The organism is Mesorhizobium sp. B2-4-14, assembly GCF_006442155.1.
Lineage (GTDB): Bacteria > Pseudomonadota > Alphaproteobacteria > Rhizobiales > Rhizobiaceae > Mesorhizobium.
On the sequence record NZ_VFVA01000018.1, the window covers coordinates 50414 to 74899 of the forward strand.

At 64.0% G+C, this 24486-nt stretch carries 23 protein-coding genes and 1 other RNA gene; 1 reads left to right on the forward strand and 23 read right to left on the reverse strand.

The window, feature by feature from the left end; genetic code table 11:
* Positions 1–17: 17 nt before the first annotated feature.
* From ftsZ to mraZ, 16 genes are all read right to left on the reverse strand, one after another.
* A complete protein-coding gene (gene ftsZ, locus FJ938_RS17135; protein ID WP_140608024.1) occupies positions 18–1706 on the reverse strand; it encodes a cell division protein FtsZ in 1689 nt (562 codons plus the stop codon).
* A gap of 66 nt (positions 1707–1772) precedes the next feature.
* On the reverse strand, positions 1773–3080 hold the full coding sequence (gene ftsA, locus FJ938_RS17140; protein ID WP_140608026.1) for a cell division protein FtsA: 1308 nt from the start codon (positions 3078–3080) through the stop codon (positions 1773–1775).
* Positions 3077–4018, reverse strand: coding sequence for a cell division protein FtsQ/DivIB (locus FJ938_RS17145; protein WP_140608028.1), 942 nt, complete (start codon positions 4016–4018; stop codon positions 3077–3079). Before FJ938_RS17145 ends, ftsA begins: the two co-directional genes overlap by 4 nt.
* Positions 4006–4932, reverse strand: coding sequence for a D-alanine--D-alanine ligase (locus FJ938_RS17150; protein WP_140608030.1), 927 nt, complete (start codon positions 4930–4932; stop codon positions 4006–4008). Before FJ938_RS17150 ends, FJ938_RS17145 begins: the two co-directional genes overlap by 13 nt.
* A 325-nt stretch (positions 4933–5257) precedes the next feature.
* Positions 5258–6223: a UDP-N-acetylmuramate dehydrogenase gene (gene murB, locus FJ938_RS17155; protein ID WP_140608032.1), complete on the reverse strand. Its 966-nt coding sequence runs from the start codon at positions 6221–6223 to the stop codon at positions 5258–5260.
* The gene (murC, locus tag FJ938_RS17160; protein ID WP_140608034.1) at positions 6220–7620 is read right to left on the reverse strand and encodes a UDP-N-acetylmuramate--L-alanine ligase; all 1401 of its coding nucleotides are present in this window, start codon (positions 7618–7620) and stop codon (positions 6220–6222) included. Before murC ends, murB begins: the two co-directional genes overlap by 4 nt.
* Positions 7617–8744 carry an undecaprenyldiphospho-muramoylpentapeptide beta-N-acetylglucosaminyltransferase gene (murG, locus tag FJ938_RS17165; protein WP_140695603.1) on the reverse strand — a complete coding sequence of 376 codons (1128 nt, stop codon included), beginning with the start codon at positions 8742–8744 and terminating at the stop codon, positions 7617–7619. Before murG ends, murC begins: the two co-directional genes overlap by 4 nt.
* Before the next feature lies 1 nt (position 8745).
* Entirely contained in the window at positions 8746–9897 is a 1152-nt protein-coding gene (ftsW, locus tag FJ938_RS17170; RefSeq protein ID WP_140695606.1) for a putative lipid II flippase FtsW, read from the reverse strand.
* A complete protein-coding gene (gene murD, locus FJ938_RS17175; RefSeq protein WP_140695610.1) occupies positions 9897–11297 on the reverse strand; it encodes a UDP-N-acetylmuramoyl-L-alanine--D-glutamate ligase in 1401 nt (466 codons plus the stop codon). The genes ftsW and murD overlap by 1 nt, the downstream gene beginning before the upstream one ends.
* 8 nt (positions 11298–11305) lie before the next feature.
* A complete protein-coding gene (mraY, locus tag FJ938_RS17180) occupies positions 11306–12388 on the reverse strand; it encodes a phospho-N-acetylmuramoyl-pentapeptide-transferase (protein WP_140608041.1) in 1083 nt (360 codons plus the stop codon).
* A gap of 23 nt (positions 12389–12411) precedes the next feature.
* Positions 12412–13845 (reverse strand): UDP-N-acetylmuramoylalanyl-D-glutamyl-2,6-diaminopimelate--D-alanyl-D-alanine ligase, encoded by a 1434-nt coding sequence (locus FJ938_RS17185; RefSeq protein WP_140695613.1) that lies wholly within the window; start codon positions 13843–13845, stop codon positions 12412–12414.
* Positions 13842–15296 carry a UDP-N-acetylmuramoyl-L-alanyl-D-glutamate--2,6-diaminopimelate ligase gene (locus FJ938_RS17190; RefSeq protein ID WP_140695616.1) on the reverse strand — a complete coding sequence of 485 codons (1455 nt, stop codon included), beginning with the start codon at positions 15294–15296 and terminating at the stop codon, positions 13842–13844. Before FJ938_RS17190 ends, FJ938_RS17185 begins: the two co-directional genes overlap by 4 nt.
* A gap of 55 nt (positions 15297–15351) precedes the next feature.
* A complete protein-coding gene (locus tag FJ938_RS17195; protein ID WP_140608047.1) occupies positions 15352–17067 on the reverse strand; it encodes a penicillin-binding protein 2 in 1716 nt (571 codons plus the stop codon).
* Entirely contained in the window at positions 17064–17459 is a 396-nt protein-coding gene (locus FJ938_RS17200; RefSeq protein ID WP_140695619.1) for a hypothetical protein, read from the reverse strand. The genes FJ938_RS17195 and FJ938_RS17200 overlap by 4 nt, the downstream gene beginning before the upstream one ends.
* A gap of 4 nt (positions 17460–17463) precedes the next feature.
* Positions 17464–18480, reverse strand: a complete 1017-nt coding sequence (gene rsmH / locus FJ938_RS17205; protein WP_140695622.1) for a 16S rRNA (cytosine(1402)-N(4))-methyltransferase RsmH — start codon at positions 18478–18480, stop codon at positions 17464–17466.
* Complete coding sequence (gene mraZ / locus FJ938_RS17210; protein ID WP_140695625.1) at positions 18477–18950, reverse strand: division/cell wall cluster transcriptional repressor MraZ; 474 nt, start codon at positions 18948–18950, stop codon at positions 18477–18479. The genes rsmH and mraZ overlap by 4 nt, the downstream gene beginning before the upstream one ends.
* Before the next feature lie 406 nt (positions 18951–19356).
* Here mraZ and FJ938_RS17215 point away from each other — a divergent pair, with 406 nt between their 5' ends.
* Entirely contained in the window at positions 19357–20472 is a 1116-nt protein-coding gene (locus tag FJ938_RS17215; RefSeq protein ID WP_140695628.1) for a cystathionine gamma-lyase, read from the forward strand.
* A 9-nt stretch (positions 20473–20481) separates the two neighbouring features.
* Here the strand turns inward: FJ938_RS17215 and FJ938_RS17220 are convergent, their stop codons facing one another.
* From FJ938_RS17220 to FJ938_RS17250, 7 genes are all read right to left on the reverse strand, one after another.
* Positions 20482–20784, reverse strand: coding sequence for a type II toxin-antitoxin system RelE/ParE family toxin (locus tag FJ938_RS17220; protein WP_140695630.1), 303 nt, complete (start codon positions 20782–20784; stop codon positions 20482–20484).
* The gene (locus FJ938_RS17225; protein ID WP_140608059.1) at positions 20781–21056 is read right to left on the reverse strand and encodes a type II toxin-antitoxin system ParD family antitoxin; all 276 of its coding nucleotides are present in this window, start codon (positions 21054–21056) and stop codon (positions 20781–20783) included. The genes FJ938_RS17220 and FJ938_RS17225 overlap by 4 nt, the downstream gene beginning before the upstream one ends.
* 165 nt (positions 21057–21221) lie before the next feature.
* Positions 21222–21620, reverse strand: an RNA gene (rnpB, locus tag FJ938_RS17230) — RNase P RNA component class A.
* 65 nt (positions 21621–21685) lie between these two features.
* Positions 21686–22405 carry a transglycosylase SLT domain-containing protein gene (locus tag FJ938_RS17235; protein ID WP_140695632.1) on the reverse strand — a complete coding sequence of 240 codons (720 nt, stop codon included), beginning with the start codon at positions 22403–22405 and terminating at the stop codon, positions 21686–21688.
* 211 nt (positions 22406–22616) lie between these two features.
* Complete coding sequence (locus FJ938_RS17240; RefSeq protein WP_140695637.1) at positions 22617–23372, reverse strand: N-acetylmuramoyl-L-alanine amidase; 756 nt, start codon at positions 23370–23372, stop codon at positions 22617–22619.
* Positions 23369–24088 (reverse strand): DnaJ family molecular chaperone, encoded by a 720-nt coding sequence (locus FJ938_RS17245; RefSeq protein ID WP_140695640.1) that lies wholly within the window; start codon positions 24086–24088, stop codon positions 23369–23371. Before FJ938_RS17245 ends, FJ938_RS17240 begins: the two co-directional genes overlap by 4 nt.
* 159 nt (positions 24089–24247) lie before the next feature.
* A complete protein-coding gene (locus tag FJ938_RS17250; RefSeq protein WP_140608067.1) occupies positions 24248–24454 on the reverse strand; it encodes a hypothetical protein in 207 nt (68 codons plus the stop codon).
* Positions 24455–24486 lie beyond the last annotated feature (32 nt).

A 24486-nucleotide genomic window follows, 5' to 3' on the forward strand; every position in this document is an offset into this window, starting at 1 on the left:
TACAGTCCGTTAACTACTCAGTTGGCCTGGCGGCGCAGGAAGGCGGGAATCTCCAGCTGATCGTCGTCCTGAGTCGCCCTGGTCTGTGGCGTCAGGCGGCCCTGCTCATCCAGCTGGCCACGGCGCGGCGCGTAGAGCTGCGCGTCCTGGCTGGCGAGGCGGCGCACTTCGGGCGCGGCCTGGCGCAGCTTCGGCTCGCGCGGTTGCGCCGGCTGCAGCCGTGCGGGCTCCTCCTCGCGGCGGGTCAGCCCATTGGTCAGACGCTTCAGCAGGCCCATAGGCCCGCTATTCTCATGGTGGTCTGCCGGACGGCTCTTGGCTTCGACCTCGGCCTTCACGACCGGCGGAAAGTCCTCGACGCGCGGCATGCGCTGCGGGGCCATTGCGACCGGCTGCTGGACCTCACGCAGCATTTCGCGCGGCTGCGGAGCCGGTTGCATCATCTGCTGGACGACCGGCTGCACCATCGGCTGCGGCTGCGCGGGCGGCGCCTGGAAGATCTTGCTCTGCGGGCGAAAATCGTCCGCATGGGCAACCTGTGCCGGGCGCGGCTGAGCCATGGCCGCGGCGTTTGCTTCGGCCAACTGGATCGCTTCCGCGACCGGATCGACGGCGCGCGGCTCGTAAGCGGCCTGCTGGACCGGCGCCGGGCGGCTTTCCACGGCGGCAACAGCCGGCCGGGCGGCCGGCTTCTGCGGCGCGGCGCGGATCGAGATCGGCGCGGCGGCGATTTCAGCGGCCGATTTGTCGATGCCGGTGGCGACCACCGAGACGCGGATGACGCCTTCGAGTTCCTCGTCGAAGGTGGCGCCCAGGATGATGTTGGCGTCCTGGTCGACCTCCTCGCGGATGCGGGTTGCCGCTTCGTCGACTTCGAACAGGGTGAGGTCGCGGCCGCCGGTGATCGAGATCAGCAGGCCCTTGGCGCCCTTCATCGAGGTCTCGTCGAGCAGCGGATTGGCGATTGCCGCTTCCGCCGCTGCCATTGCGCGGCCCTCGCCCGAAGCCTCTCCGGTGCCCATCATCGCCTTGCCCATTTCGCGCATGACCGAGCGCACGTCGGCGAAGTCGAGGTTGATCAGGCCTTCCTTGACCATCAGGTCGGTGATGCAGGCGACGCCGGAATAGAGCACCTGGTCGGCCATGGCGAAGGCATCGGCGAAGGTGGTCTTGTCATTGGCCAGCCGGAACAGATTCTGGTTGGGGATGACGATCAGCGTGTCGACGCATTTCTGCAGCTCTTCGATGCCCATGTCGGCCGTCTTCATGCGGCGCTGGCCTTCGAAGTGGAACGGCTTGGTCACGACGCCAACGGTGAGGATGCCCTTCTCGCGCGCGGCCCGCGCCACGACAGGAGCGGCACCGGTACCGGTACCACCGCCCATGCCGGCGGTGACGAAGCACATATGGGTGTTGGACAGGTGATCGATGATCTCGTCGATGCATTCTTCCGCCGCCGCGCGGCCGACTTCCGGCTGCGAACCCGCGCCGAGACCTTCGGTGACATGCGCGCCGAGCTGGATCAGCCGGTCGGCCTTCGACATGGTCAGCGCCTGGGCGTCGGTGTTGGCGACGACGAACTCGACACCGCGCAGCCCGGCAGTGATCATGTTGTTGACGGCGTTGCCGCCGCCGCCGCCGACACCGAACACGGTGATGCGTGGCTTAAGCTCGGTGATGTCCGGCTTCTGCAGATTGATGGTCATTGTCTCCGTCCTTTGCCTTTCACGCCGCTTCGCCGCCGCGGCCGCCTATGGGGCTGCCCCCGTCAATTAGAAACTGTCTCTCAACCACTGACTCATGCGATGCAGTTTTCCACCCGTTCCGGTCATCCTGAGACCGGAAATGCCTTTCGCCGGATGGCTCTCGAAACTCGCCATCTGCGGATAGATCAGAAGCCCGACGGCGGCCGAGAAAGCCGGCCCCTTCGCCGCCTCGGGCAGGCCCGCCACGCCGAGCGGGCGGCCGATGCGCACATTGCGTCCCAGGATACGGCGTGCCGCCTCCGGCAGGCCGGCCAGCTGACTGGCGCCGCCGGTGAGCACGACGCGCTTGCCGACCGCGTTGCCGTAGCCCGACTTGTTCAGCCGGTCGCGCAGGAGTTCGAGCGTCTCGTCGATGCGGGCCCGCACGATACGCGTCATCACCGAACGCGGGATCTGCAGCGGCACGTCGCCATCGTCGCCGATCGGCTGGATCGAAACCAGGTCGCGGTCATCGGCACTGCCCGGCAGCGCCGAACCGTGCATCACCTTGAGCCGCTCGGCGGCATCGAGCGAGGTCGAAAGTCCTTTGGCCATATCGAGCGTGACATGGTTGCCGCCGATGGCGATCGCGTCGCCGTGGATGAACCTGCCTTCCGAAAACACCGAGATCGTGGTCGTGCCGCCACCCATATCGATGCAGGCGGCACCCAGTTCCAGCTCATCATCGACAAGCGCCGCCAGCCCGCTGGCATAGGGCGTCGCCACCATGCGCTCGACCGACAGATGCGAGCGGTTGATGGAGAGCTCCAGGTTGCGCATCGGGGCTGCGTCACCCGTCAGCACATGCATGTCGACGCCAAGCGTGTCGCCGACCATGCCGCGCGGATCGCGAACGCCGCGCTCGGCGTCCAGCGAGAAGCCGACCGGCAGCGAATGGATCACCTCGCGCTCGGCCTTGAGCGCCTGCTTGGCGCCGGCGCCGAGCACGCGCTTGATGTCGGCTTCGTCGGCCTCATGGCCGCCGAGGTTGATGGTCGCCGAAAAGGCTTCGCTCTTCAGCCGGCCGGCGGTCATGTTGACGATCAGCGAATCGACCGTCAGCCCGGCCATCCGCTCGGCGGCGTCTACGGACAAGCGGATCGCATGCTCGGCGCGGTCGAGATCGACCACCACACCCGACTTCACGCCCTGCGATTTCTGATGGCCGATGCCGATGACCTGGATCCGGTGCGAGCGGCCGCGCAACAGCTTGCCGTCATCGTTCGGCTTGAGCTTCGCCACCATGCAGCAGACCTTGTTCGAGCCGACATCCAGCACCGTCAAGGTGCCGGACCGGCGCGACGAGGCATCGCCAGAACCGCCAAGCCAGCTCATATCTTCGTCTCCGGCTTGCGCTTGAGCGTTTTCGGTTTCTCGTTGAGCGCCGCCTCGCGCTGCGTCGCCGCCTCGGGCGTCAACTGCACGACCAGCCGGTCCGTGAGGCGCATGTCGACGGCGGCGATGTCGCGCGACAAAAGCCCGTTGTCATGGTCCATCTTCACGAGTTCCGCGAGTGCCTGGTCCTCGCCATCCTCCGGCAACTTGACGGTGATGCCGTTGTCCAGCTTCAGGTCCCAGCGCCGCTCACCGACACGGATGTAGCCCTTTATGCGGCTGGCGAGATCGGGATATTGCTCGACCTTGGCCAGGAAATCAGGCGCCTTGGCGGGCGCGCCAGTGCCGATCAGCAGCGGCAACAGCACCTGCTTGCCGCCTGAGAAGGGCGCGATGACGGCACCATTCTTCTCGATGACCGAAAGATCACTGCCCTGCTGCCAGAGCGCGAAGGCCTCGCGCTCCTCGACGCGCACTTCCAGCGTGTGCGGATAGACCTTGCGCACCGCGGCGACCTCGATCCAGGGCAGGCCGGAGATGCGCTCGCGCGCGGCCTCCGCGTCGAAGCCGATCAGCGACGTCCAGCCGTCAAGCTCGAGCCTGTCGAGAATGTCGATTTCCGAGGTCTGATGGTTGCCGACCACCTTGACCTGATCGACGGCAAAGCCGGTGCGGGCAGTGATGCTCTGGATGATACCGTCGGCATGACCGCCAAGATAGGCACCGTAGGCGCCGCTCGACGCGAGCAGCACGGCCGACATGATCGCGGAGGAGAAACGCGGCGCCTGGAATTCGCCATCACCAAGGCGGGCGAGCATGCGCACCGGGCGGCGAAGCATGCGTGGCAGCACGAAATGGCCCGATGACAACGGCAGGCCGAACAGCGACGGCACCGCCGCGCCCTTCCCCCTACCCTGTCCCCATTTCAACGCAGACACGAAGCGTCCTCCACCATCCAACTCAACAGTTCACCAAACGAATGCCCGGCCTGGGCGGCGATTTCAGGCACCAGAGATGTCGGCGTCATGCCCGGCTGGGTGTTGACCTCGAGCCATACAACTTCGCCATTTTCGGAGTGACGATCGTCATAACGGAAGTCCGACCGGGAAACGCCCCGACAGCCGACAGCTTGGTGAGCCTTGAGCGCCAGTGTCTGTATTTTTTGGTAAATATTCGGTGAAACTTTTGCGGGGCATTCGTGTTTTGATCCGCCGGCAACATATTTTGAATCGTAGTCGTAGAAGGAATGGCCCGTCGGGATGATCTCGCAGACGCCGAGCGCCACATCACCCATGACGGCGCAGGTCAGTTCGCGCCCATGGATGTAGCGCTCGACCATGACGGTATCGCCATATTTCCACTCGGACGATCCGACGATCTGCGGTGGATGCGACTGCCCTTCAGACACGATGACGACGCCGAAGCTCGATCCTTCATTGACCGGCTTGATCACGTAGGGCGGCTTCATCGGATGTTTGTTCTGGATGGCGAAGCGATTGGCAACCTTCGATTCGGCGACGGGAACGCCGACTGATTTGACGATCTTCTTCGCCTGCTCCTTGTTCATGGCGAGCGCCGAGGCGAGCACGCCGGAATGGGTGTAGGGAATACCGAGATATTCGAGGATACCCTGGATCGTGCCATCCTCGCCGAATGGACCATGCAACGCGTTGAAGGCGACATCCGGCCGAAGCTCGGCGAGCACGGAGCCGACGTCGCGCCCGACATCGACGTGGGTGACCTGGTAGCCTTCCTTCTCCAGCGCATCGGCACAGGCCTTTCCGGAGGACAGGGACACGGGCCGCTCGGACGAGAAACCTCCCAGCAGGACGGCCACATGCTTGCTCTTCATTCCCCGTCATCCCCTCTCACGGCGGACCAAAAACCAAAATTTCCGCAACATTGAGTCCGAGTCTCCCGGCAGGTTGCCCCCCAGACGGAAAACGCGGGTAACGCGTCGAACGACTCAAATCAGGAAACGCTTTGGAGCAGAGAATCAGAGAGTTGATTTACTGGCAAGTGCTTATGATTCCGAGAGATTCACTTTCTGAGAAAATGGACGTGAAAACCGTGTCGGTGAGTCCCCGAAGCAACGCTTTTTGCGCACTCTGGGAACGCGTTTGAAGTTCAACCATCACGTGAACTTCACCGGCAACTAAAGCGAATTGAGATTGAGGTCAGAGCAGTTGGCCGAGAAACTCCTGCACGGCATGTCCGGGCCGGAAATTGCCGATGCGCTGGATCTCCCAGTGCAGGCGGATGCCGGAATGTTCGAGCACGCGCGCCCGCACCGTCTCGCCGAGATATTCGAGGTCGTAACCGGTGGCGGTGCCGGTGTTGATCATGAAGTTGCAGTGCATGGGCGACATCTGCGCCCCGCCGATCAGCAGGCCGCGGCAGCCCGCCTTGTCGATCTCCTTCCAGGCCGAGGTGCCTTCGGGATTCTTGAAGGTCGACCCGCCGGTCTTCTCGCGGATCGGCTGCACGGTCTCGCGGTGGTTCTGCACGGCATCCATCGCCGCCTTGATCACCGCCTTGTCCTCGGCAAACCCTTCGAACACGGCCGAGGTGAAGATCAGCCCGGTCGGTGCGGCCGAATGGCGATAGGCATAACCCATGTCGGCATTGCTCAGCGTCTGGACATTGCCCTTGCGGTCGAGCGCGCGCACCTCGACAACCCGCTCGCGCGTCTCGACGCCATTGGCGCCAGCATTCATCCTGAGCGCGCCGCCAATGGCGCCTGGAATGCCGTGGTAGAAATGGAAGCCGCCAATGCCGGCCTCGAGCGCCACGGCGGCCACGCGCTTGTCGGGCGTCGCCGTGCCTGCCCTGATCCTGATCGGTGAAACAAGTTCGGCCTCACCAAACCCCTTAGCGGAAAGCCGGATGACAAAGCCGGGAATGCCGCCATCCCTGACCAGCAGGTTCGAGCCAATGCCGACGATGGTCAGCGGAATTTCCTCGGGAACCGCCCTGAGGAAGGCGGCGAGATCTTCTTCATCCGCCGGCTGGAACAGCGCCTCCGCCAGCCCTCCGGCACGGAACCAGGTGATCTTGTCCATCTCGGCATTCGGCGTGATACGGCCACGCAGGCCGGCAAGCCGGTCGCCAAGTCTGTCGATCAGGGCCTGGCCGTGCGTCATGAGGCGGCAAGCTCCTTGGGCAAGGCATAAGCCCATTGGGTGATATTGCCGGCGCCGAGGAAGACGACGAAATCGCCGGGCTTGGCGAGATCACGGATGATCGGCGCGATATCGGCCGGTCCTTCGATGTAGCGGGCGTCGCGATGGCCGCCGGCGCGGATGCGCGACACCAGCGCATCGGAAGTCACGCCCTCGATCGGCTCTTCGCCGGCCGCGTAGACAGGGGCGACCATCACCGTATCGGCGTCGTTGAAGCAGGCCGAAAACTCGTTGAACAGATCATGCAGCCGGGTGAAGCGGTGCGGCTGGGCAATGGCGATGACGCGTCCCTTGGTGGCGCTGCGCGCCGCCTTGAGCACGGCCGCGATCTCGACCGGATGATGGCCGTAATCGTCGAAAATGTCGACGCCGTTCCAGGAGCCGGTACGGGTGAAGCGGCGTTTGACGCCGGCGAAGGACGACAGGCCCTTCTTGATCGCCTCCCCGGACAGGCCTAGTTCGTGCGCCACTGCGATCGCGGCGGTGGCGTTCGAAACATTGTGGCGGCCTGGCATTGGAAGCCGCAGGTCCGCTATCGTCTTCTGGCCGCCGGTCTTGCGGTCGCGGATCACCACGTCGAACTCGGACGTGGCACCCGCCATGCGATGGTTGGTGAAGCGCACATCGGCCTGCGCGTTCTCGCCATAGGTGATGACGCGCCGATCCTCGATGCGTCCGACCAGCGCCTGCACTTCCGGGTGGTCGGTGCACATCACGCCGAAGCCGTAGAACGGCACGTTCTCGACAAACTGGCGGAATGCCTCGCGCACCTTGTCGAAACTGCCATAGTGGTCGAGATGCTCGGGATCGATGTTGGTGACGACAGCGATGTCGGCCGGCAGCTTGAGGAAGGTGCCGTCGCTCTCGTCGGCCTCGACCACCATCCATTCGCCGTCGCCCATGCGCGCATTGGTGCCATAGGCATTGATGATGCCGCCATTGATGACGGTCGGGTCGAGCCCGCCGGCTTCGAGCAGCGTCGCCACCATGGAGGTCGTTGTCGTCTTGCCGTGCGTGCCGCCGATGGCCACCGCCTGGCGGAAGCGCATCAGCTCGGCCAGCATCTCGGCGCGACGCACGATCGGCAGCAGCCTTTCACGCGCGGCCTTGAGCTCCGGATTGGATTTCTTGATCGCCGTCGAGACGACGATGACCTCGGCATCGCCGAGGTTTTCGGCCTTGTGGCCGACGAAGCATTCGATGCCCTTGTCGCGCAGGCGCTGCACATTGGCGCTGTCGGCCTGATCGGACCCTTGCACCTTGTAGCCGAGATTGTGCAGCACCTCGGCGATGCCGCTCATGCCGATGCCGCCAATGCCGATGAAATGCACGAGGCCGATGGTCTGCGGCATTTTCATGCGTGCGTCCCCTTCCTGAAGTCCGAAACGGTTTTTCTGGACGCAATAGCTTCTGTGAGATCGGCGAGCAACCGTGCCGCATGCGGCCTGCCAGCCGATTTCGCCCCAGCCGCCATCGCCGCCAGCCGCTCGGGTGCGTCCATCAGTCCGCCAAGGAGGGTTGCGATGCGCTCCGGCGACAGCGAGGATTGTGGGTGCACCTCGCCGCCGCCGGCGGCGGCAAGGGCCGCCGCGTTCGCCGCCTGGTCGTGGTCGAGCGCATAGGGATAGGGCACCAGCAACGCCGGTCGTCCGATGACGGCGATCTCCGAGACGGTCGAGGCACCGGAACGTGAGATCACCAGATGCGCCCCCGCCATGCGTGCCGCCATGTCGGTGAAGAAGGGCGAAACCTCGGCGGCGACGCCAAGCGCGGCATAGGCCGCCTTCACCCGCCCCACGTCATCGGCACGCGCCTGCTGCGTGATCGCGAGCCGCTTGCGCTGTGCATCGGAAAGTAGTGCGATCGCCCCCGGCATGGCATCGGAAAAAAACTGGGCGCCCTGGCTGCCGCCGAACACCAGCAAGCGGAACGGCTCCTCCCCGGTCGATGCCGTATAAGGTGTCTTGGCCGCTTCCAGCACAGCCGGCCTGACCGGATTGCCTGTCGTCACCGTCTTGGCGCCGGCGGCACTCGCGTCCTGCGGCAGGAAACCGCCGGCTATGGCATCGACACGGCCGGCCAGCGCCCGGTTGGCGCGCCCCATCACCGCGTTCTGCTCATGGATCAAAGTCGGCACCTTGCGCCGTGTCGCCGCATAGAGCGGCGGCAGGGTCGGGTAGCCGCCGAAGCCGACGACGACATCCGGCTTGATCCTGCCGATAATGGTGGACGCCTGCCGTACGCCGCGCCAGATTTTCCAGAAGGCCCCGAGCAAGGCGAAAGGGTTCTTCGAACCCATCGTCGCCGACTGGATCGGATGGATGGCGGCGGCCGGGAAGCGGCTGGCAAATCGTTCGGCGCGCTCGTCCGTCGCCAGATGCACCGTCCAGCCGCGCTCGGCGAGCTCATGCGCCAGCGCCTCGGCCGGAAACAGATGTCCGCCGGTTCCGCCCGCCGAAAGAAGGATGACACCCCTCGCCATATCACTCCGCCGGCAGGGCGCGCTGTGGCAGCGTGAAGCCCATCTGCTTGCGTTTTTCAGGTCGCTTGCGCGTCAGCGCCAGCACCATGCCCATGGAGATGGCGATCGCGATCTGCGAGGAACCACCGTAGGAGATGAAGGGCAGCGTCATGCCCTTGGCCGGCACAAGCTGCAGGTTGACGCACATGTTGATGACGGCCTGCAGGCCGAACACGGTGACGAGGCCGCCGACCGCATAGCGGGTGAAGTCGTCATGTTCCTTGAGTGCCGTGTTGAGCCCGCGCAGCACGATGAACGCGAAGATCGACATGATGAAGAAGCACATGATCAGCCCGAACTCCTCGCCCGCGACCGAGAACACGAAATCGGCGTGGCTGTCGGGGATGACCCGCTTGACCGTGCCCTCGCCTGGCCCGACGCCGAACCAGCCGCCATTGATCAGCGCGTCGCGCCCCATATCGACCTGGAACGTGTCGCCCTCGCCGGTGAGGAACTTGTCGATGCGCAGGGCAACGTGCGGAAACACCGTATAGGCGGCGAAGACACCGCCGACACCGGCAGCGCCCAGCACGATGATCCACAGCCAGGGCAGCCCCGCCATGAAGAACATGATGCCCCAGGTGCCGGTCGTCAGCATGGTCTGGCCGAGGTCCGGCTGCGCCACCAGCAGCGATACGACGAGCACCAGAAGCAGCATGGCGAACAGGTTGCCGGGAATGTCGGGCTGGCGCTTGTGCTCGGCGAACAGCCAGGCGCACATGATGACGAAGGCCGGCTTCAGGAATTCCGACGGCTGGATCGACAGGCCGGCGAGCGAAACCCAGCGCCGCGCGCCCTTCACTTCGACGCCGACATAGAGCACCGCGACCATCAGCACCAGCATGAGGCACAGCATGATCAGCGACATGCGCCGGATCTGCCTGGAATCGAGGAAGGATACCGCCAGCATCACGCCGAGCGCCGGCACGGTGAAGATGATCTGCCTGGTGGCGAAGTGGAAACTGTCGAGGCCGATGCGTTCGGCGACCGCCGGGCTCGCGGCGAAGGACAGCACGATGCCGAGCCCCATCAGCGACAGGAATGCCGCCAGGAACCAGCGATCGATCGTCCACCACCAGGTTGCGACGGGACTTTTATCGAGACGGCTCTGCATTATCGTGCCCCTCCGATGGGTTTGACGCCATCTATAGCGCTCGCAGCTTGCCTGAAGGCTTCGCCGCGAACTTCGAAATTCTTGAACTGGTCGAAACTGGCGCAGGCCGGCGACAACAGCACCACCGCCTCGCCGCCATCCTCCTTGGCCGCGTCATGCGCGGCGTGCTCGACCGCGGCGGCCAGCGTCCCCGATATCTCGTAGGGCACCGCCTCGCCCAGCGTCGCCGAAAAAGCGGGCGCCGCCTCGCCGATCAGATAGGCCTTGGCGATGCGCGGAAAGAAGCCGCGCAGCGGTTCAATCCCCCCTTCCTTGGGCAGGCCGCCCGCGATCCAGTAGATGCGGTTGAAGCTGGACAGCGCGGGCGCGGCCGCATCGGCATTGGTCGCCTTGGAATCGTTGACGAACAGCACATGGTCCTTGCGGCCGACCTGCTCCATGCGGTGGGCGAGGCCCGGGAAACTCTCCAGCCCGGACTGGATCTCGCCAAGGTCGAGCCCGACCTTGAGACAGGCGGCGACCGCGGCGAGCGCGTTCTGCGCATTGTGCTGGCCGCGCAGCGAGCCGATGCCCTCGAGGAAGGCGACCCGGCTGTAGCGGCCGTGCACGGCTTCCATCAGATTGGTGCCGTCGGCGAAATAGCCGTCGGTCAGCGGCAGCCGCTTGGAAATGCGGATGACCTGCCGGCCTGCCCGCTCCAATCGTTCGGCGATCTGCGCGCACCAGGAATCGTCGATGCCGATGATTGCCGTCTCGCTGCCCGCCACCAGGCGCTCCTTGATCGAGGCGTAGTGCTGCATGGTGCCGTGGCGGTCGAGATGATCTGGTGTCAGGTTGAGCAGGATACCGGCCGTCGGGTTGATCGATGGAGCAAGGTCGATCTGGTAGGACGAGCACTCGACCACATAGTGGCGGTCAGGCTTCGGCGGATGGAGCGTCATCACCGCGCGGCCGATATTGCCGCCCATCTGCGTGTCGCGGCCGGAGGCCTTGAGGATATGCGCCGCCAGCGCGGTCGTCGTCGATTTGCCATTGGTGCCGGTGATGCCGATGAAAGGAGCCGTCGGCGCGCTGAGCATCCGCTCCCTGCAGAACAACTCGACGTCGCCAATGATCTCGACGCCGGCGCCGCGCGCAAGCTCTACCGTCCAGTGCGGCTTGGGATGCGTCAGCGGCACGCCGGGCGACAGCACGAAGGCCGAGAATTTCGCCCAGTCGGCGCCGCGCAGATCGCCGGTCGCGATGCCTGTGGCGGCGGCCTTGGCGACACTGTCGGGATTGTCGTCCCAGGCCAGCACCTGCGCGCCGCCCTCGATCAGCGCGCGCGCCGTCGCCATCCCCGAACCACCCAGCCCGAAGAGCGAAACCTGCTTGCCTGCGAAGGATGCGGCGGGGATCAAGGTGTTGCCTATCTCAGCTTGAGGGTGGACAGGCCTACCAGCGCCAGGATGACGGCAATGATCCAGAAGCGGATCACCACCTGGCTTTCGGTCCAGCCGAGCTTTTCGAAATGATGGTGGATCGGCGCCATCAGGAAGACGCGCTTGCCCGTCATCTTGAAGTAGCCGACCTGAATGATGACGGACAGGATCTCGACCACGAACAGGCCGCCGACGATGACCAGCACGATCTCGTGCTTGGTGGCCACTGCGACCGTGCCGATCAGGCCGCCCATGGCCAGCGAGCCGGTGTCGCCCATGAAGATTGCCGCCGGCGGCGCGTTGAACCAGAGGAAGCCGAGGCCGGCGCCGATGACGGCGCCCAGCACGACCGCCAGTTCACCGGTGCCGGGAACGAAATGGATCTGCAGATATTCGGCGAACACCGCATTACCCGAGAGATAGGCGATGACGCCGAAGGATGCCGCCGCGATCATGATTGGCACGATCGCCAGACCGTCGAGGCCGTCGGTCAGGTTCACTGCATTGCCGGCGCCGACGATGACGAAGCAGGAGAACGGAATGAAGAACCAGCCGAGGTTGACGATGAATTCCTTGGCGAAGGGGAACGTCAGCGACGACGAGAACGGCGCCTGGCCGTTACGCATGATCACCCAGGCGGCGATGCCGGCGATGATGAATTCGAGCCCCAGCCGCGCCTTGCCGGAAAAGCCCAGATGCGACTGCTTGGTCACCTTCAGATAGTCGTCGTAGAACCCGATCGAGCCGAAGCCCAGCGTCACCAGCAGCACCACCCAGACATAGATGCTCGACAGGTTCGCCCACAGAAGCGACGAGCCGATGATGCCCGACAGGATCATCAGTCCGCCCATGGTCGGTGTGCCGGCCTTCTTGAAATGCGTCTGCGGCCCGTCGGCGCGGATCGGCTGGCCCTTGCCCTGGCGCAGCCGCAGCGAGTTGATGATGGTCGGCCCGAAGATGAAGACGATCAGCGCCGAGGTGATCAGCGCCCCTCCGGTGCGGAAGGTGATATAGCGGAAAACGTTGAAGACCGAGATCTTGTCCGCGAAATCGACCAGCAGTGTGAACATGCGCTTTTCGTCCCCGGCTTGATCTAGGTCAGTTTGCTGGTTGTCGTTTCAGCCGGGTATTTGCCCAGCAAGGCATCGACCAGTTTTGCAAAACCGATGCCCTTCGACGATTTGATCATCACCACGTCGCCCGGCTTCAGCGCGGCAAGCAGCACCGGCTTCAGCTCTTCGACACCGGCGCGGTATTCCGTCTTGACGTCGTCCGGCAGCGCTTGCGCCAGCGCCCGCATTTCGGGGCCGCCGAGGAAGACGGTCCGCGTGCCGGTGCCGACGATGAGATCGGCAAGACCGGCATGCAGCTTGGCCGAGTGGTCGCCGAGTTCGAGCATATCGCCAAGCACGGCGATGCGCCGGCCCTCGCCCGTTACCGGCGTCGCGTTGAGCAGCGCCATGGCGGCCCCCATCGAGGCGGGATTGGCGTTGTAGCTCTCGTCGATCAGGGTAATCAGGCCCTGTGGATGCCGCAGCACATGGCGCGTGCCGCGCCCGCGCTCGGCGGAGAGATCAGCCAGCGCCAATGCAACTCTGTCGATATCCGCGCCCACCAGATGCGCTGTGCCCAGCACCGCCAGCACGTTCTGCACCATATGCCGGCCGGGCGCGCCGATGCGGGCCGTCACCTCGTGGCCGCCGATCCTGGCGGCGATATCGGAATGGTCGGCGTGGAGTTCGCATTTGGTGAGCCTGAAGCTCGAGCGCGCATTCTCGCCGAAGCCGTAGACATGCTCGACGCCGGCGGCATGCGCCATCTTGTCAAGAAGCTTGAAGCGCGCGTCGTCGCGATTGAGGACGGCGGCACCTTCGGGCTCCAGCCCTTCGAAAATCTCGGCCTTGGCCTGGGCGATCTCGTCCAGATTGCGGAAGAAGCCCAGATGCGCGGCCGCGATCATGGTGACGATGGCGACATGCGGCCGCACCATCTTCACCAGCGGCCGGATCTCGTCGGGATGGTTCATGCCGATCTCGAACACGGCATAGTCGCAATCGGCGGGCATGCGCGCCAGCGTCAGCGGCACGCCCCAATGATTGTTGAAGGACTGCGCCGAGGCATGCACCTTGCCGACGGCCGACAATACATGGCGCAGCGCTTCCTTGGTGGTGGTCTTGCCGGCCGAACCGGTCACCGCGATGATTTTGGCCTGCGAACGGCCACGTGCTGCGATCCCGAGCTTCTCCAGGGCGGCCAGCACATCCTCGACGACGATGATCGGTGCCGTCAGCCGGCCGAGAGACGGCAGCTTGCCCTCCGCCACCACCAGCAAGCCGGCGCCGGCCTTGATGGCCGCGGTGACGAAGTCGTGGCCGTCCATCGCCTCGCCCTTGATGGCGAAGAAGGCGTCACCTGGCTGCAGGCTGCGGCTGTCGATCGAAATCCCCGATATTCCTTCGGGCATAGGACCAAGCGGCCGCCCGTCCATGGCGGCAACCAGCGCCTCGGAGGTCCACAGAAGACTCATGCGGCACGCTCCCGCAGGGCGGCGCGGACTTCCTCGTGATCGGAAAAATGCAGGGTCTCGGAGCCGATCGTCTGGCCTTCCTCATGGCCCTTGCCGGCCACGATCAGCGTGTCGCCGGCATGAAGCATGCCGACAGCCTCGTGGATCGCCTGGCGTCGGTCGCCGATCTCGATGGCGCCGGGTGCGGCGGCAAGAATGGCGGCGCGGATCGTCTCGGGCACTTCCGAGCGCGGATTGTCGTCGGTGACGATGACGACATCGGCAAGCCGGGTCGCGATCTCGCCCATGATCGGCCTTTTTCCCCGGTCACGGTCGCCGCCGCAACCGAACACGACCATGACGCGGCCCGTCGTGAACGGCCTTACCGAGGCCAGCACGTTTTCCAGCGCATCGGGCTTGTGGGCATAGTCGACATAGACTGGTGCGCCGCTGGCAGTGGTTCCGACGAGGTCGAGGCGGCCAGGCGCGCCCTTCAGTTTTTCCAAGGCCATCAAGGCTTTGGCGATGGGTGTTCCCGTGGAAATGGCGAGCCCCGCCGAAACCAGTGCGTTCGCGATCTGGAAATCGCCAGCCAGCGGCAGGTCGATCTCGTGAATCACGCCGTCGGCCTCCACCTCGGCGCGTTGGCGGTGGCGCTCATGCTCGACCCGCTTCAGTTTCAGGAAATCGCCGTGGCGGCCAACCGTCAGCACCTGGAGCCCGGCCGCCCGCGCCGCCTGGATTGTCGGCGCCGACCACGGATCGTCGGCGAAAATGACCGCCGGCGCACCTTTCGGCAGCAGCGTGTCGAACAGGCGCAGTTTGGCGCAATGATAGTCCTCGACCGTCGGATGGTAATCCATGTGGTCGCGGCCAAGATTGGTGAAGCCGCCGGCCGCCAATTTCACGCCGTCGAGGCGGCGCTGGTCGAGCCCATGACTGGAGGCTTCCATCGAGGCATGGGTGACGCCGGCATCGGCCAATTCCCTCAGCAGTTGATGCAGGGCGACCGGGTCGGGCGTCGTCAGTGAGCCATACTCGTTGCGGCCGGGCGCCACCACGCCGGTGGTGCCGATCGAAGCGGCGGCATACCCCGCCTGCTCCCAGATCTGCCTGGTGAAGGCGGCGACCGAGGTCTTGCCGCTGGTGCCGGTGACGGCGACCATGGTCTGCGGCTGCTTGCCGAAATAGCTGGAAGCACTGAGCGCCAGTGCCAGGCGCGGATCGTCGACCGCCAGCACCGGAACCGGCAGTCCGGCAACGGAACTGCCTTTGCTTGCCACGACCGCAAGCGCGCCGCGGCTTGCCGCGTCGGCAGCGTAGGCCGCACCGTCCGCCTTGGTGCCGGCGAGCGCAAAAAAAACGACGCCCGGTTTTACCTGGCGGGAATCGGACGAAATCCCGGTGACCTCCAGATCGGCGGAATCTGTTCCTTCGACTGGCAGGACACCGGCTAGATCTCTGAGCTTCATTGAGTTCCGTTCACCGCAATATAAAGAGCGCGCAGTCGCCGGCGCGCCCCAAGAATCACTCATAGGAAACCAGCGTTGCACCATTTTCATGGCTGAAATCGGGTTTCACGCCAAGCATGGCCGCTGAACGCCTGATAATATTGCCGGCGATAACCCCCGCATTGGCGGCCGCGACGTCTGTCATGCCAGGCTTTTCCGGGTGCGGGGCGTCGGCAATCGTAAACACCAGGTATTGCGGATCGTCCATCGGGAAGGCGGCGACGAAGGTATTGAAATTCAAGTCCTTCGAGTAACGGCCGTTGATGACCTTCTCGGCCGTTCCGGTCTTGCCGCCAACGCGGTAGCCGGGAACTCTGGCGTTTCTGGCCGAACCCTTCTCGGCGTTGAGCGAATAGAGGTAACGCATACCTTCGACCGTCTTTTCGCTAACCACTTTCTTCGCCGCCGCCATCGCCTCCTGCTGGCTGCGGACCAGAAATGTCGGCTGCATCAGGTAGCCGCCATTCATCAACGCCGCGCAGCCTACGGCCGCCTGCAGCGGCGTCGTCGACACGCCGTGGCCGAAGGCGATGGTGAACGAATTGACCTGCTTCCAGACCTTCGGTTCGGTCGGGCGGGCGACTTCCGGCAGTTCGGTCTGCATCCTTTCCAGGATGCCAAGGCGATGTAGGAATTCCCTGTGCGCCTCGATGCCGACCAACTCGGCCTCCCTGGCCGACCCGATGTTGGACGAATAGAGGAACACCTCCGGCAACGACAGCACACGGTTCTTGCCGTGGAAATCATGGATGGCCTGATGCCCGACCCGGATTGGATGCGAAGCATCGAAGCGGCTCGCCATCGTCGCCTTGCCGGAATCAAGCGCCATGGCCGATGTGAAGCTCTTGAAGGTCGAGCCCATCTCATAGAGACCCGCCGACATCCGGTTCAGCCGGTCCTTTTCCTGCGCATTGTAAGGATTGTTCGGATCAAAATCCGGCACCGATGCCATGGCTATCACTTCGCCGGTCTTGACGTTCAGCACAACGGCGCCAGCGCCGACGGCGCGATAACGTTCCAGGCCGGCGGCGATCTCGTCGCGCACCACATGCTGGACCCGCAGATCGATCGAAAGCTTTACTGGCTTGAGATCCTTGGCCACCGCCAGGCCCGACGCCTGCAGGTCGCTCAGGCCCTGCTCATCTATATATTTCTCCATGCCGGAGATGCCCTGGTTGTCGATATTGGTCAGGCCGACGACATAGGAAGAGGTCTCGCCGCTCGGATAGAAGCGGCGCTTTTCGGTACGGAAGCCGAAGCCGGGAATGCCAAGCTGCATGATGTCGGCTTGCTGCTTGGGCGTCAGCTGCCGCTGCAGCCAGACGAAGCCGGCACCGCTCTTGAGCTTGTGGTAGGTCTGCTCGTAATCGATCTCGGGCAGCACGGTCGACAGTTTTTCGATCGCCTCGTCGGCATCGACAATGCGGCGCGGCTCCGCGAACAGCGACGCTGTCTTGATGTCGGTCGCCAGCACTTCGCCATTGCGATCGACAATGTCGGGCCGCGAGGCTGTGATCCGGCTCTGCGGGCCGCCCGACAGGTCGGGCGTCTGGAAACCGAGATAGACCAGACGCCCAGAAATGGTCGAGAAGATGCCGAAGAACACCGCCATCGTCATCACGATGCGCGCCTTGCCCTTACCGCCGGTCGCCTTGCGGGCGCCGTCGACAACGATCGATCCATCTTCACCCGTCCTGGCGCGACGCTTCAGCAGTTTGCCAATCCCGATCATTGGGCGATGCCTCCGGTCACGACGGGGTCCTTGCCGCCCGAGGGCGCCTTGTCGGAATTGTCGGCCATGGTGCCTTGGCGTCCGTTCAGGATGTCCTGAATGTCCAGGGCCTTCGCCGGCAGGTCGCTCAAGCCCACGATCTGGCGCCCGCTGACCGGCTCGAGTGCGAGTTGCGACTTGTAGAGTTCGGTCAGCTTCTGCAGCCGCGACGGTTGGGTGAGCAGGCTCCAGTCGGCCTTGAGCAGGTCGATCGTCTCCTCCTCGTAACGGATCTGGGTATGGATCTTCTGCACTGCCGCCAACTGGTCCTCGGCCTCGCGCTTGGTTTTGTAGGTCAGGGCCGCAGCCGAAACCATGACGGCGATCAGGACAATGTCGCTGGTACGGAACACGTGCTTACCTCTCCCCCGGCCGGTCGATACCGGGAAGTTTTGGAAGGCCGAAGATCGAAAAATCGCCGGCGCGCGCCGGAGCCTCGGTGCGGATCGCCGCACGCAGCCTGGCCGAGCGGGCGCGCGGATTGGCCGCGATCTCGGCGTCGCCGGGCGTCACGCCGCCACCGGTCTTACGGAAGGTGGCGCTGCGCGCCTGCGCCTCGGGCATGTAGCGCGAGCCGCTGGCGGCATCGGCGCGGTCGGCGATGAAGCGCTTGACGATGCGGTCTTCCAGCGAATGGAACGTCACCACGACGAGGCGTCCGCCCGGTTTCAACGCGCGTTCGGCCGCGAACAGGGCCTTGGCCAGTTCGCCAAGCTCGTCATTGACGAAGATGCGCAGCGCCTGGAAGACGCGGGTGGCGGGATGGATCTTGTCCTTCGGTGCGCGGCCGATATGCGTCTCGATGGCGTCAGCGAGTTCGAGCGTGCGTTCGAATGGGCGCTTTTCACGGCGTGCCTCGATCATGCGGGCGATGCGGCCGGCGTGACGCTCTTCGCCGAGGAAGCCGAAGATGCGGGCGAGATCGCCCGGCTTGAAACTGTTGACAACATCGGCGGCGCTCAAGCCCGCCTGCGCCATGCGCATGTCGAGCGGGCCGTCGGTGCGGAAGGAAAATCCGCGTTCGGCCTGGTCGAGTTGCATGGAGGACACGCCAATGTCGAGCACGACGCCGTCGGCGCTCTCGACATGTTCGTCGAGCGTCGAGAACGGCGCCTGCACCAGCCTCAGTCGGCCGCCCGACTGCGCCTCGAGGTCGCGCCCGGCCGCGATCGCATCAGGATCGCGATCGATCGCCACCACGGAAGCGCCGGTCGCCAGGATGGCTTTGGTGTAGCCGCCGGCGCCGAACGTGCCGTCGATGATGATGTCGCCCTCCGCCGGCGCCAGTGCCGCGAGCACTTCGCCAAGGAGGACCGGAATGTGGCGGGCCGATCCGCCAACGGCGTGAAGGTCATCGCCGTGCCCCGCCGTCATTCCGGCCGCTCCCCAGCCTTGGCCTCGTGAGCCTTCGTCCCCTGCCGAAGCTGCAAAAGCCTGGCCCGCGCCTGCGCCCCGTAGGCGGCAAGCCGTGCCGGCTCCCAAATCTGAAAGAAATTGCCACGGCCGACAAAGGCCACCTCCGCCGAGATGCCAGTGTGCTCGCGGATGAAATCGGTCATCGTGATACGGCCATCCTGATCGAGTTTCAGGAATGCTCCGTCGCCATGGCAGAAGAACGACATGTCGTCCGCCGTCTGCAGGAAGGGATCTTCCTGAGCGATGCGCTGCTCGTAGCGATCGAGAAGATCGAGCCCGCCGACATCCATCGCCGGCAGATCGAGACAGCGCAGTGCGTAGAGTTCCGAATAGCCTCGCTTCTGCACGACAGCACGGAAATGCGCCGGAACGGACACCCGCCCCTTCGCATCGATCCTGCTCACCGTGTTCGACAGAAACCGGTCCATCACACGTCACAGCCGCTTGCGCCGCCGCACCCCTCTTCATCGTGTCGCACGCGCCGCCGCAGCGCGTTCCCTGCCCCGCACTCACCCCGTCCAAACAGGCAAAAACCGGCAAACGCGCAGCCGCCGCGGCTACCTGATTGGCGTACGCTTTAACCTGACACGGAACGAAGGCTTGAGTGTTGGAAAGGGATATCATGGGGCACTATGGGCGTCAACGGGAATAAGCTTCACAACACGTGCCGCGACCAATCAGAGCAGCCGCAGCGGCACGTCTCGTTTTTATGATCCATTAAGCCTAACGAAGCGTTTAGAGCCGTCTGGCCCAACCGGACGCGCCTTGCCGCGAACGGCTGCCGGGCATAGCGTCGCTCGCGTCCGACCGGTCACCAAGAAGGGTTGAGAATCGATGCCAGGAACAACGAACACGCGCGCCGCGGCACTTCCTCATCTGCGCAACAGCGGGCTCGCAAAGGGCGATCCGATTCCTCTGCCGCTGACCATGGCCGCCATCTACCACACGCCCGGCGACGCAACCGGTTATGACCAGTATGGCCGCTTCAGCAACCCGACATGGGCTGCCGTCGAGCACATGCTATCTCATCTGGAAGGCGCGCCCTGCGTGGCCTTTCCCTCGGGGATGGCCGCGATTTGCTCGGTGTTTTTCGCGCTGCTCAAGGCTGGCGATCGTATTCTGCTGCCGTCGGACGGCTATCACACGACAAGGGCGCTGGTCGACCGTTTCCTGAAACCGTTTGGCGTCGATTACGATGTCCGCCCGACATCCACCTTCCTCGATGGAGGCTTCGACGGCTATCGGCTTGCCTTCGTCGAAACCCCCGCCAATCCGGGGCTGGACATCTGCGACATAGCGGCCGTTGCCGCCGCGGCCCACAAAGCAGGTGCGCTGCTTGCGATCGACAACACGACAATGACGCCTTTTGGGCAACGACCGCTCGATCATGGCGCCGATATCGTGGTGGCCGCAGACACCAAGGCGCCCAATGGCCATTCCGACGTGCTGTTTGGCCATGTCGCCAGCCGTAATGCGGATATCATCACCGCCGTGACCGGCTGGCGCGAGGTGTCAGGCAGCATTCCCGGGCCGTTCGAAGCCTGGCTGGTGCATCGCGGCCTGGAGACACTCGACGTGCGCTTCGACCGCATGTGCTCCTCGGCGGAAGTGATCGCCCGACGGCTGCAGGGCCACAGAGCGATCAGCGGCCTGCGTTATCCCGGATTGGAAAGCGACCCGTCGCACAATCCTGCCCGCGCGCAGATGGAACGATTCGGCTTCCTGATCTCGTTCGAACTCGCCTCGGAGGAGAAGGCCGAGGATTTCATCAACAATTGCCAGCTGATGCAGGCGGCGACATCTTTTGGCGGCGTCCATACCTCGGCCGAACGGCGCTTGAAGCGCGGCGATGCGGTGCCGCCAGGTTTCGTCCGCGTCTCCGTCGGCTGTGAACCGGTCGAGGAACTCTGGAAGGCGATCGAGGCCTCGCTGGACGAGATCAGCGGGTGAGCGGATCCGTCACGACCCGAGATCGTCGGCTTCGATCTTGCGATGGCCGTGCAGCACGCAAAGAATTTCGATCGCGTCGCCGCTGACACAATAGGGAGTGAGATAGTCACCGACGACCAAATGTCGGGTGCCAGGCGCAATATCATCGCGTGGCGCGCCTGAGAATGGATAGGCGGCCAATTGTTGCCACCGTGCTTCGATGCGATCGAGCAGCCGGTCGGCTGCAGCCTCGTTATCGCGCGCAATATGCAACCAGATCGTGATCAGATCGTCTTCAGCGCGTGCGTTCCGGAGAATCGCCAGCGAATTCATGCTGCACTGCTAGACCGCAAGCGTCTCCGTGCCTCGGCCTTGATTTCATCCATCGATGCAAATCGTCCCGGCCCGCTGTCGATCCCTTCCTGCACCAGCTTGCGCAGTTCCTCCACCGTGTAGCCGAAGAGGTCGCGACGATCCTTCCACTGCCTGAGCGCATCGCGGATTACTTCGCTTGCCGACGCATATTCGCCAGCAGCAACGACATCATCGACAGCTGCCGCCAGTTCCGGCGAAAGCGTAATGCTACGTTTGTCGACCTGACCCATGACTGGCTCCTTATTCCGTTCACAGGCATGGTACGATTTAATCGCACCATTTTCAAGGAAAGCCATCCTGTCCTGTTGGCGGAATGGCGAGGCGGCAAAACCTGAATCGCCAGGCGCGCCGGAGAGCGCAACCTGCTGATCTCAAAGGGTTTCTCGGGGAGAGAAACTGCCAGCCGGCCTGTAAGCCGGGTTCTGTATGGCCCTCGCCCCTTGCGGGACGAGAACGTGGCGGCCATTCATCTTGGACGCATATTGCCATGCGCCTCACGCAACCTACCCGGACGGTGAGCCGGAAACAGCCCTCGAGGGTTTCCCCCCGCACCGCCCCTATTCGGTCTTGCTCCCGGTGGGGTTTACCGTGCCGCTCCTGTTGCCAGTCGCGCGGTGGGCTCTTACCCCACCCTTTCACCCTTGCCACGATAAATCGTGGCGGTTTGCTTTCTGTGGCACTTTCCCTGGGGTCGCCCCCGCCGGCCATTAACCGGCACCGTGTCTCCATGGAGCCCGGACTTTCCTCACCCGCGGCCTTTCGGCGCTTGCGGGTGCGGCCGCCCAGCCAGCTGGCAGGGCGTATAAAGGGGTTCAGCCGGCAAAACGCAACCGAAAAAGCCGGTTGCGGCCAGTTCTTCTCATGCGGGCGCCCCAACAGCGGCCAACTGCACCTTGACCTTGCTGCAATAAGCCGCCGACACCGGGTTCATCCGGGTCGCGCCGTGGCCCGCATTGTATTTCAGGATCGTGCCGCAAGTGGTGCCGCCGCCGAGATCCCGCGCCATGGCGAGATACTTCATGCCGTATTTGATGTTGGTGTCGGGATCGAACAGCCCCTTGGCAGAGCCGTTATAGCCCATCATCCGCGCCGTTGCCGGCTTGATCTGCATCAGGCCGATCTCACCGGCGCTGCCGACCATGTCCGGCCGGTAGTTGCTCTCGATCTTGATGACGGCTTGAGCCAGTGAAACAGGAACGCCGTAGCTCGCCGCATAGCGGGCAACGATCGCGGAATACTGGCCGCCACTGGCCACCGCCGCGGTCGACGCAGCGACATTCCTCAGTCCGATCGATGCCGTCGTCGTCATGTCGATGGTCTTGCGGCTAGGCTTGGCCTGCCTTTTGGGTGCGGATTTTTTCGCCTTGGACCAGCTTGCCTTTTCCACCTTCGCCGAAGCCTGCTTCGTCGCCGCCTTGGTGCTCTTGCTGCTTTTGGCCGAAATGACCTTGCCCTTGGCATTCACTGCGACGAGCCCCTGATCGGCCCGTGGGCTTACCGGCGCGGCGTTCGCCGCACTGAAGGCAAAAGTCATTACGCCGGCAGCAAGAGCTGCCGTTACAACGGTCAATTTCTGCATGGGATCCTGTTCTGTCTGGACCACGCGAAGATTTTCGCGCGGGATTGCTTGATCAATATCGGAACATCCGGGGGGATAGGCGTCCGACAAACTGTACGAATTGCCCTTTGAAGCCTGAATTGGCGGCAATGAAGGCGGGGCAAGTCACTTTGAGTGACAGTTTGTAACCTAACGGCGAAAAGGATTACTTGGACGGCGCCTTGACCTAGGGTCAGCCCCGGATGGAAGCGAGCAGCCTTTCCAGCGTGCGCATGGTCGACCCGTCTGCCGTCCCATCGATCCGGCGCGGCCGAAAATGCCGCTGGAAAGCCTCGATGACGTTCTGTGTCTGATGGTCAAAAGTGCCTGATATCTCAACGCCGTAGCCATAGAGCGCCAGCATCGACTGCAGCGCCTCGACATCAGCTCCGCTGTCGCCGGGCTTCAGCGCCGCTCCGCGTCTTACAGGCGCGGCCGGCACCAGATGGCCGACACCGGCCTCGAACAGCACCGCCCAGGGAAACTTCTCACCCGGATCGATCTTGCGACCCGGCGCCACGTCGGAATGCGCCAGCACCCGCTCGGCGGCGATCGCATGGCGGCTGATGATCCCCCGGCATAGGCCGATGACCGCGTCGATCTGACCTCGGGGAAAACCGGGATATCCCAGCGAGTGCCCCGGATTGACGATCTCGATGCCGACCGAGCAGGAGTTGATGTCGGTGCGTCCGAACCAGGAACTCTTGCCGGCGTGCCAGGCGCGGTCGCTTTCCCTGACCATCTGCACGATGTGGCCATTCTCATGGACGAGATAGTGCGAGGAAACCTCGCTCGCCGGCTCGCACAGCCAGGCTTCCGCGCCGGCCCCTGTCGCCATGCCGGTATAGTGCAACACGATCATGTCGGGCTTCAGCGTGTCGCGCCTTGGCCCGAAATTCGGAGATACCCTGACTTCGGCGCTCGGCTCGTCGGGCAGGAAGCCACTCATGCGTGCCGCAGGCCCCGCTCGATCATCTCATAGGCGGCGTTGATCGCCGCGACCCTGGTCGTGGCGATCTTGATGAATTCCTGCGGCAGGCCGCGCGCGATCAACCGATCGGGATGGTTGTCGGAAACCAGCTTGCGATACCGCTTCCTGACTTCCTCGAACGGCTTGCCGCGCTCGATACCGAGCACAGTATAGGGGTCGGCGGCGCCGAGATTGACGTGGCGGGCCAGGATCGACTCGTAATGCGCCTCGTCGATGCGGAAAATCTCGGCGATGCGATGCAGGAACTGGCCTTCGCGCTCATGGATCAGCCCGTCGGCCTTGGCGATGTGGAAAAGGCCGTCGAGTATATCTTCCAGCATCACGCAGTTCGAATGTCCGGAGCCGCAAAGTTGGGCCATACGCTCGGCATAGGTTTCGAAGCCGGCAACGTCTTGCTTGGCCAAGTCATAGAGCCGCGCAACGTTGCGCGTCTCCTTTGGCGGCACCTCGAATATCTCCTGGAAGGCCCGTACCTCATCCTGGGTGACGATGCCGTCGGCCTTGGCCATCTTTGCCGAAAGCGCGATCATCGCCACCGAGAAGGCAATGCGTCGGCGCAGGTCCGCATCCCCGGAGAAAACCGTGCGCACGGCTTCGACGACGTCGGCAACGCCCGACGAGGCTGACGACGATACCCGTGTGATGAAGTCGCCGAGGCGTTCCCAAATCGACATGGCCGCTTCTTAAAGCGAACCGGTCCCCGCTATCAAGCCAATAACGGCCATGACCCTGCTTGTGAACGACGGGCATTTGCCGGTCCATGAGTGCCTGACGGAGAAAAGGCCGACGAGACGTCGGCCCTTCCTCCCAAGACACTTTTACTGCTTAGCGAACTACTGCGCGGGCGCAGGAGCAGGCGTTGCCGGAGCCGGCTCGGCGGGCTTGGTCGATTTATCGGCCGGAGCCGCAGGTTTCATGGGCTGCTCGGCAGGCGGCGGATTGGTGCTCTGGGTGGTGGTCTTGTCAGTGCCGCTGTCGCTGCAGGCCGCAACGCCCAGCAAGGCAAGAGCGGACACAGAAGCAAGAATGAGCTTTTTCATGACATCTCTCCTTCAACACACGCTCACGTTGC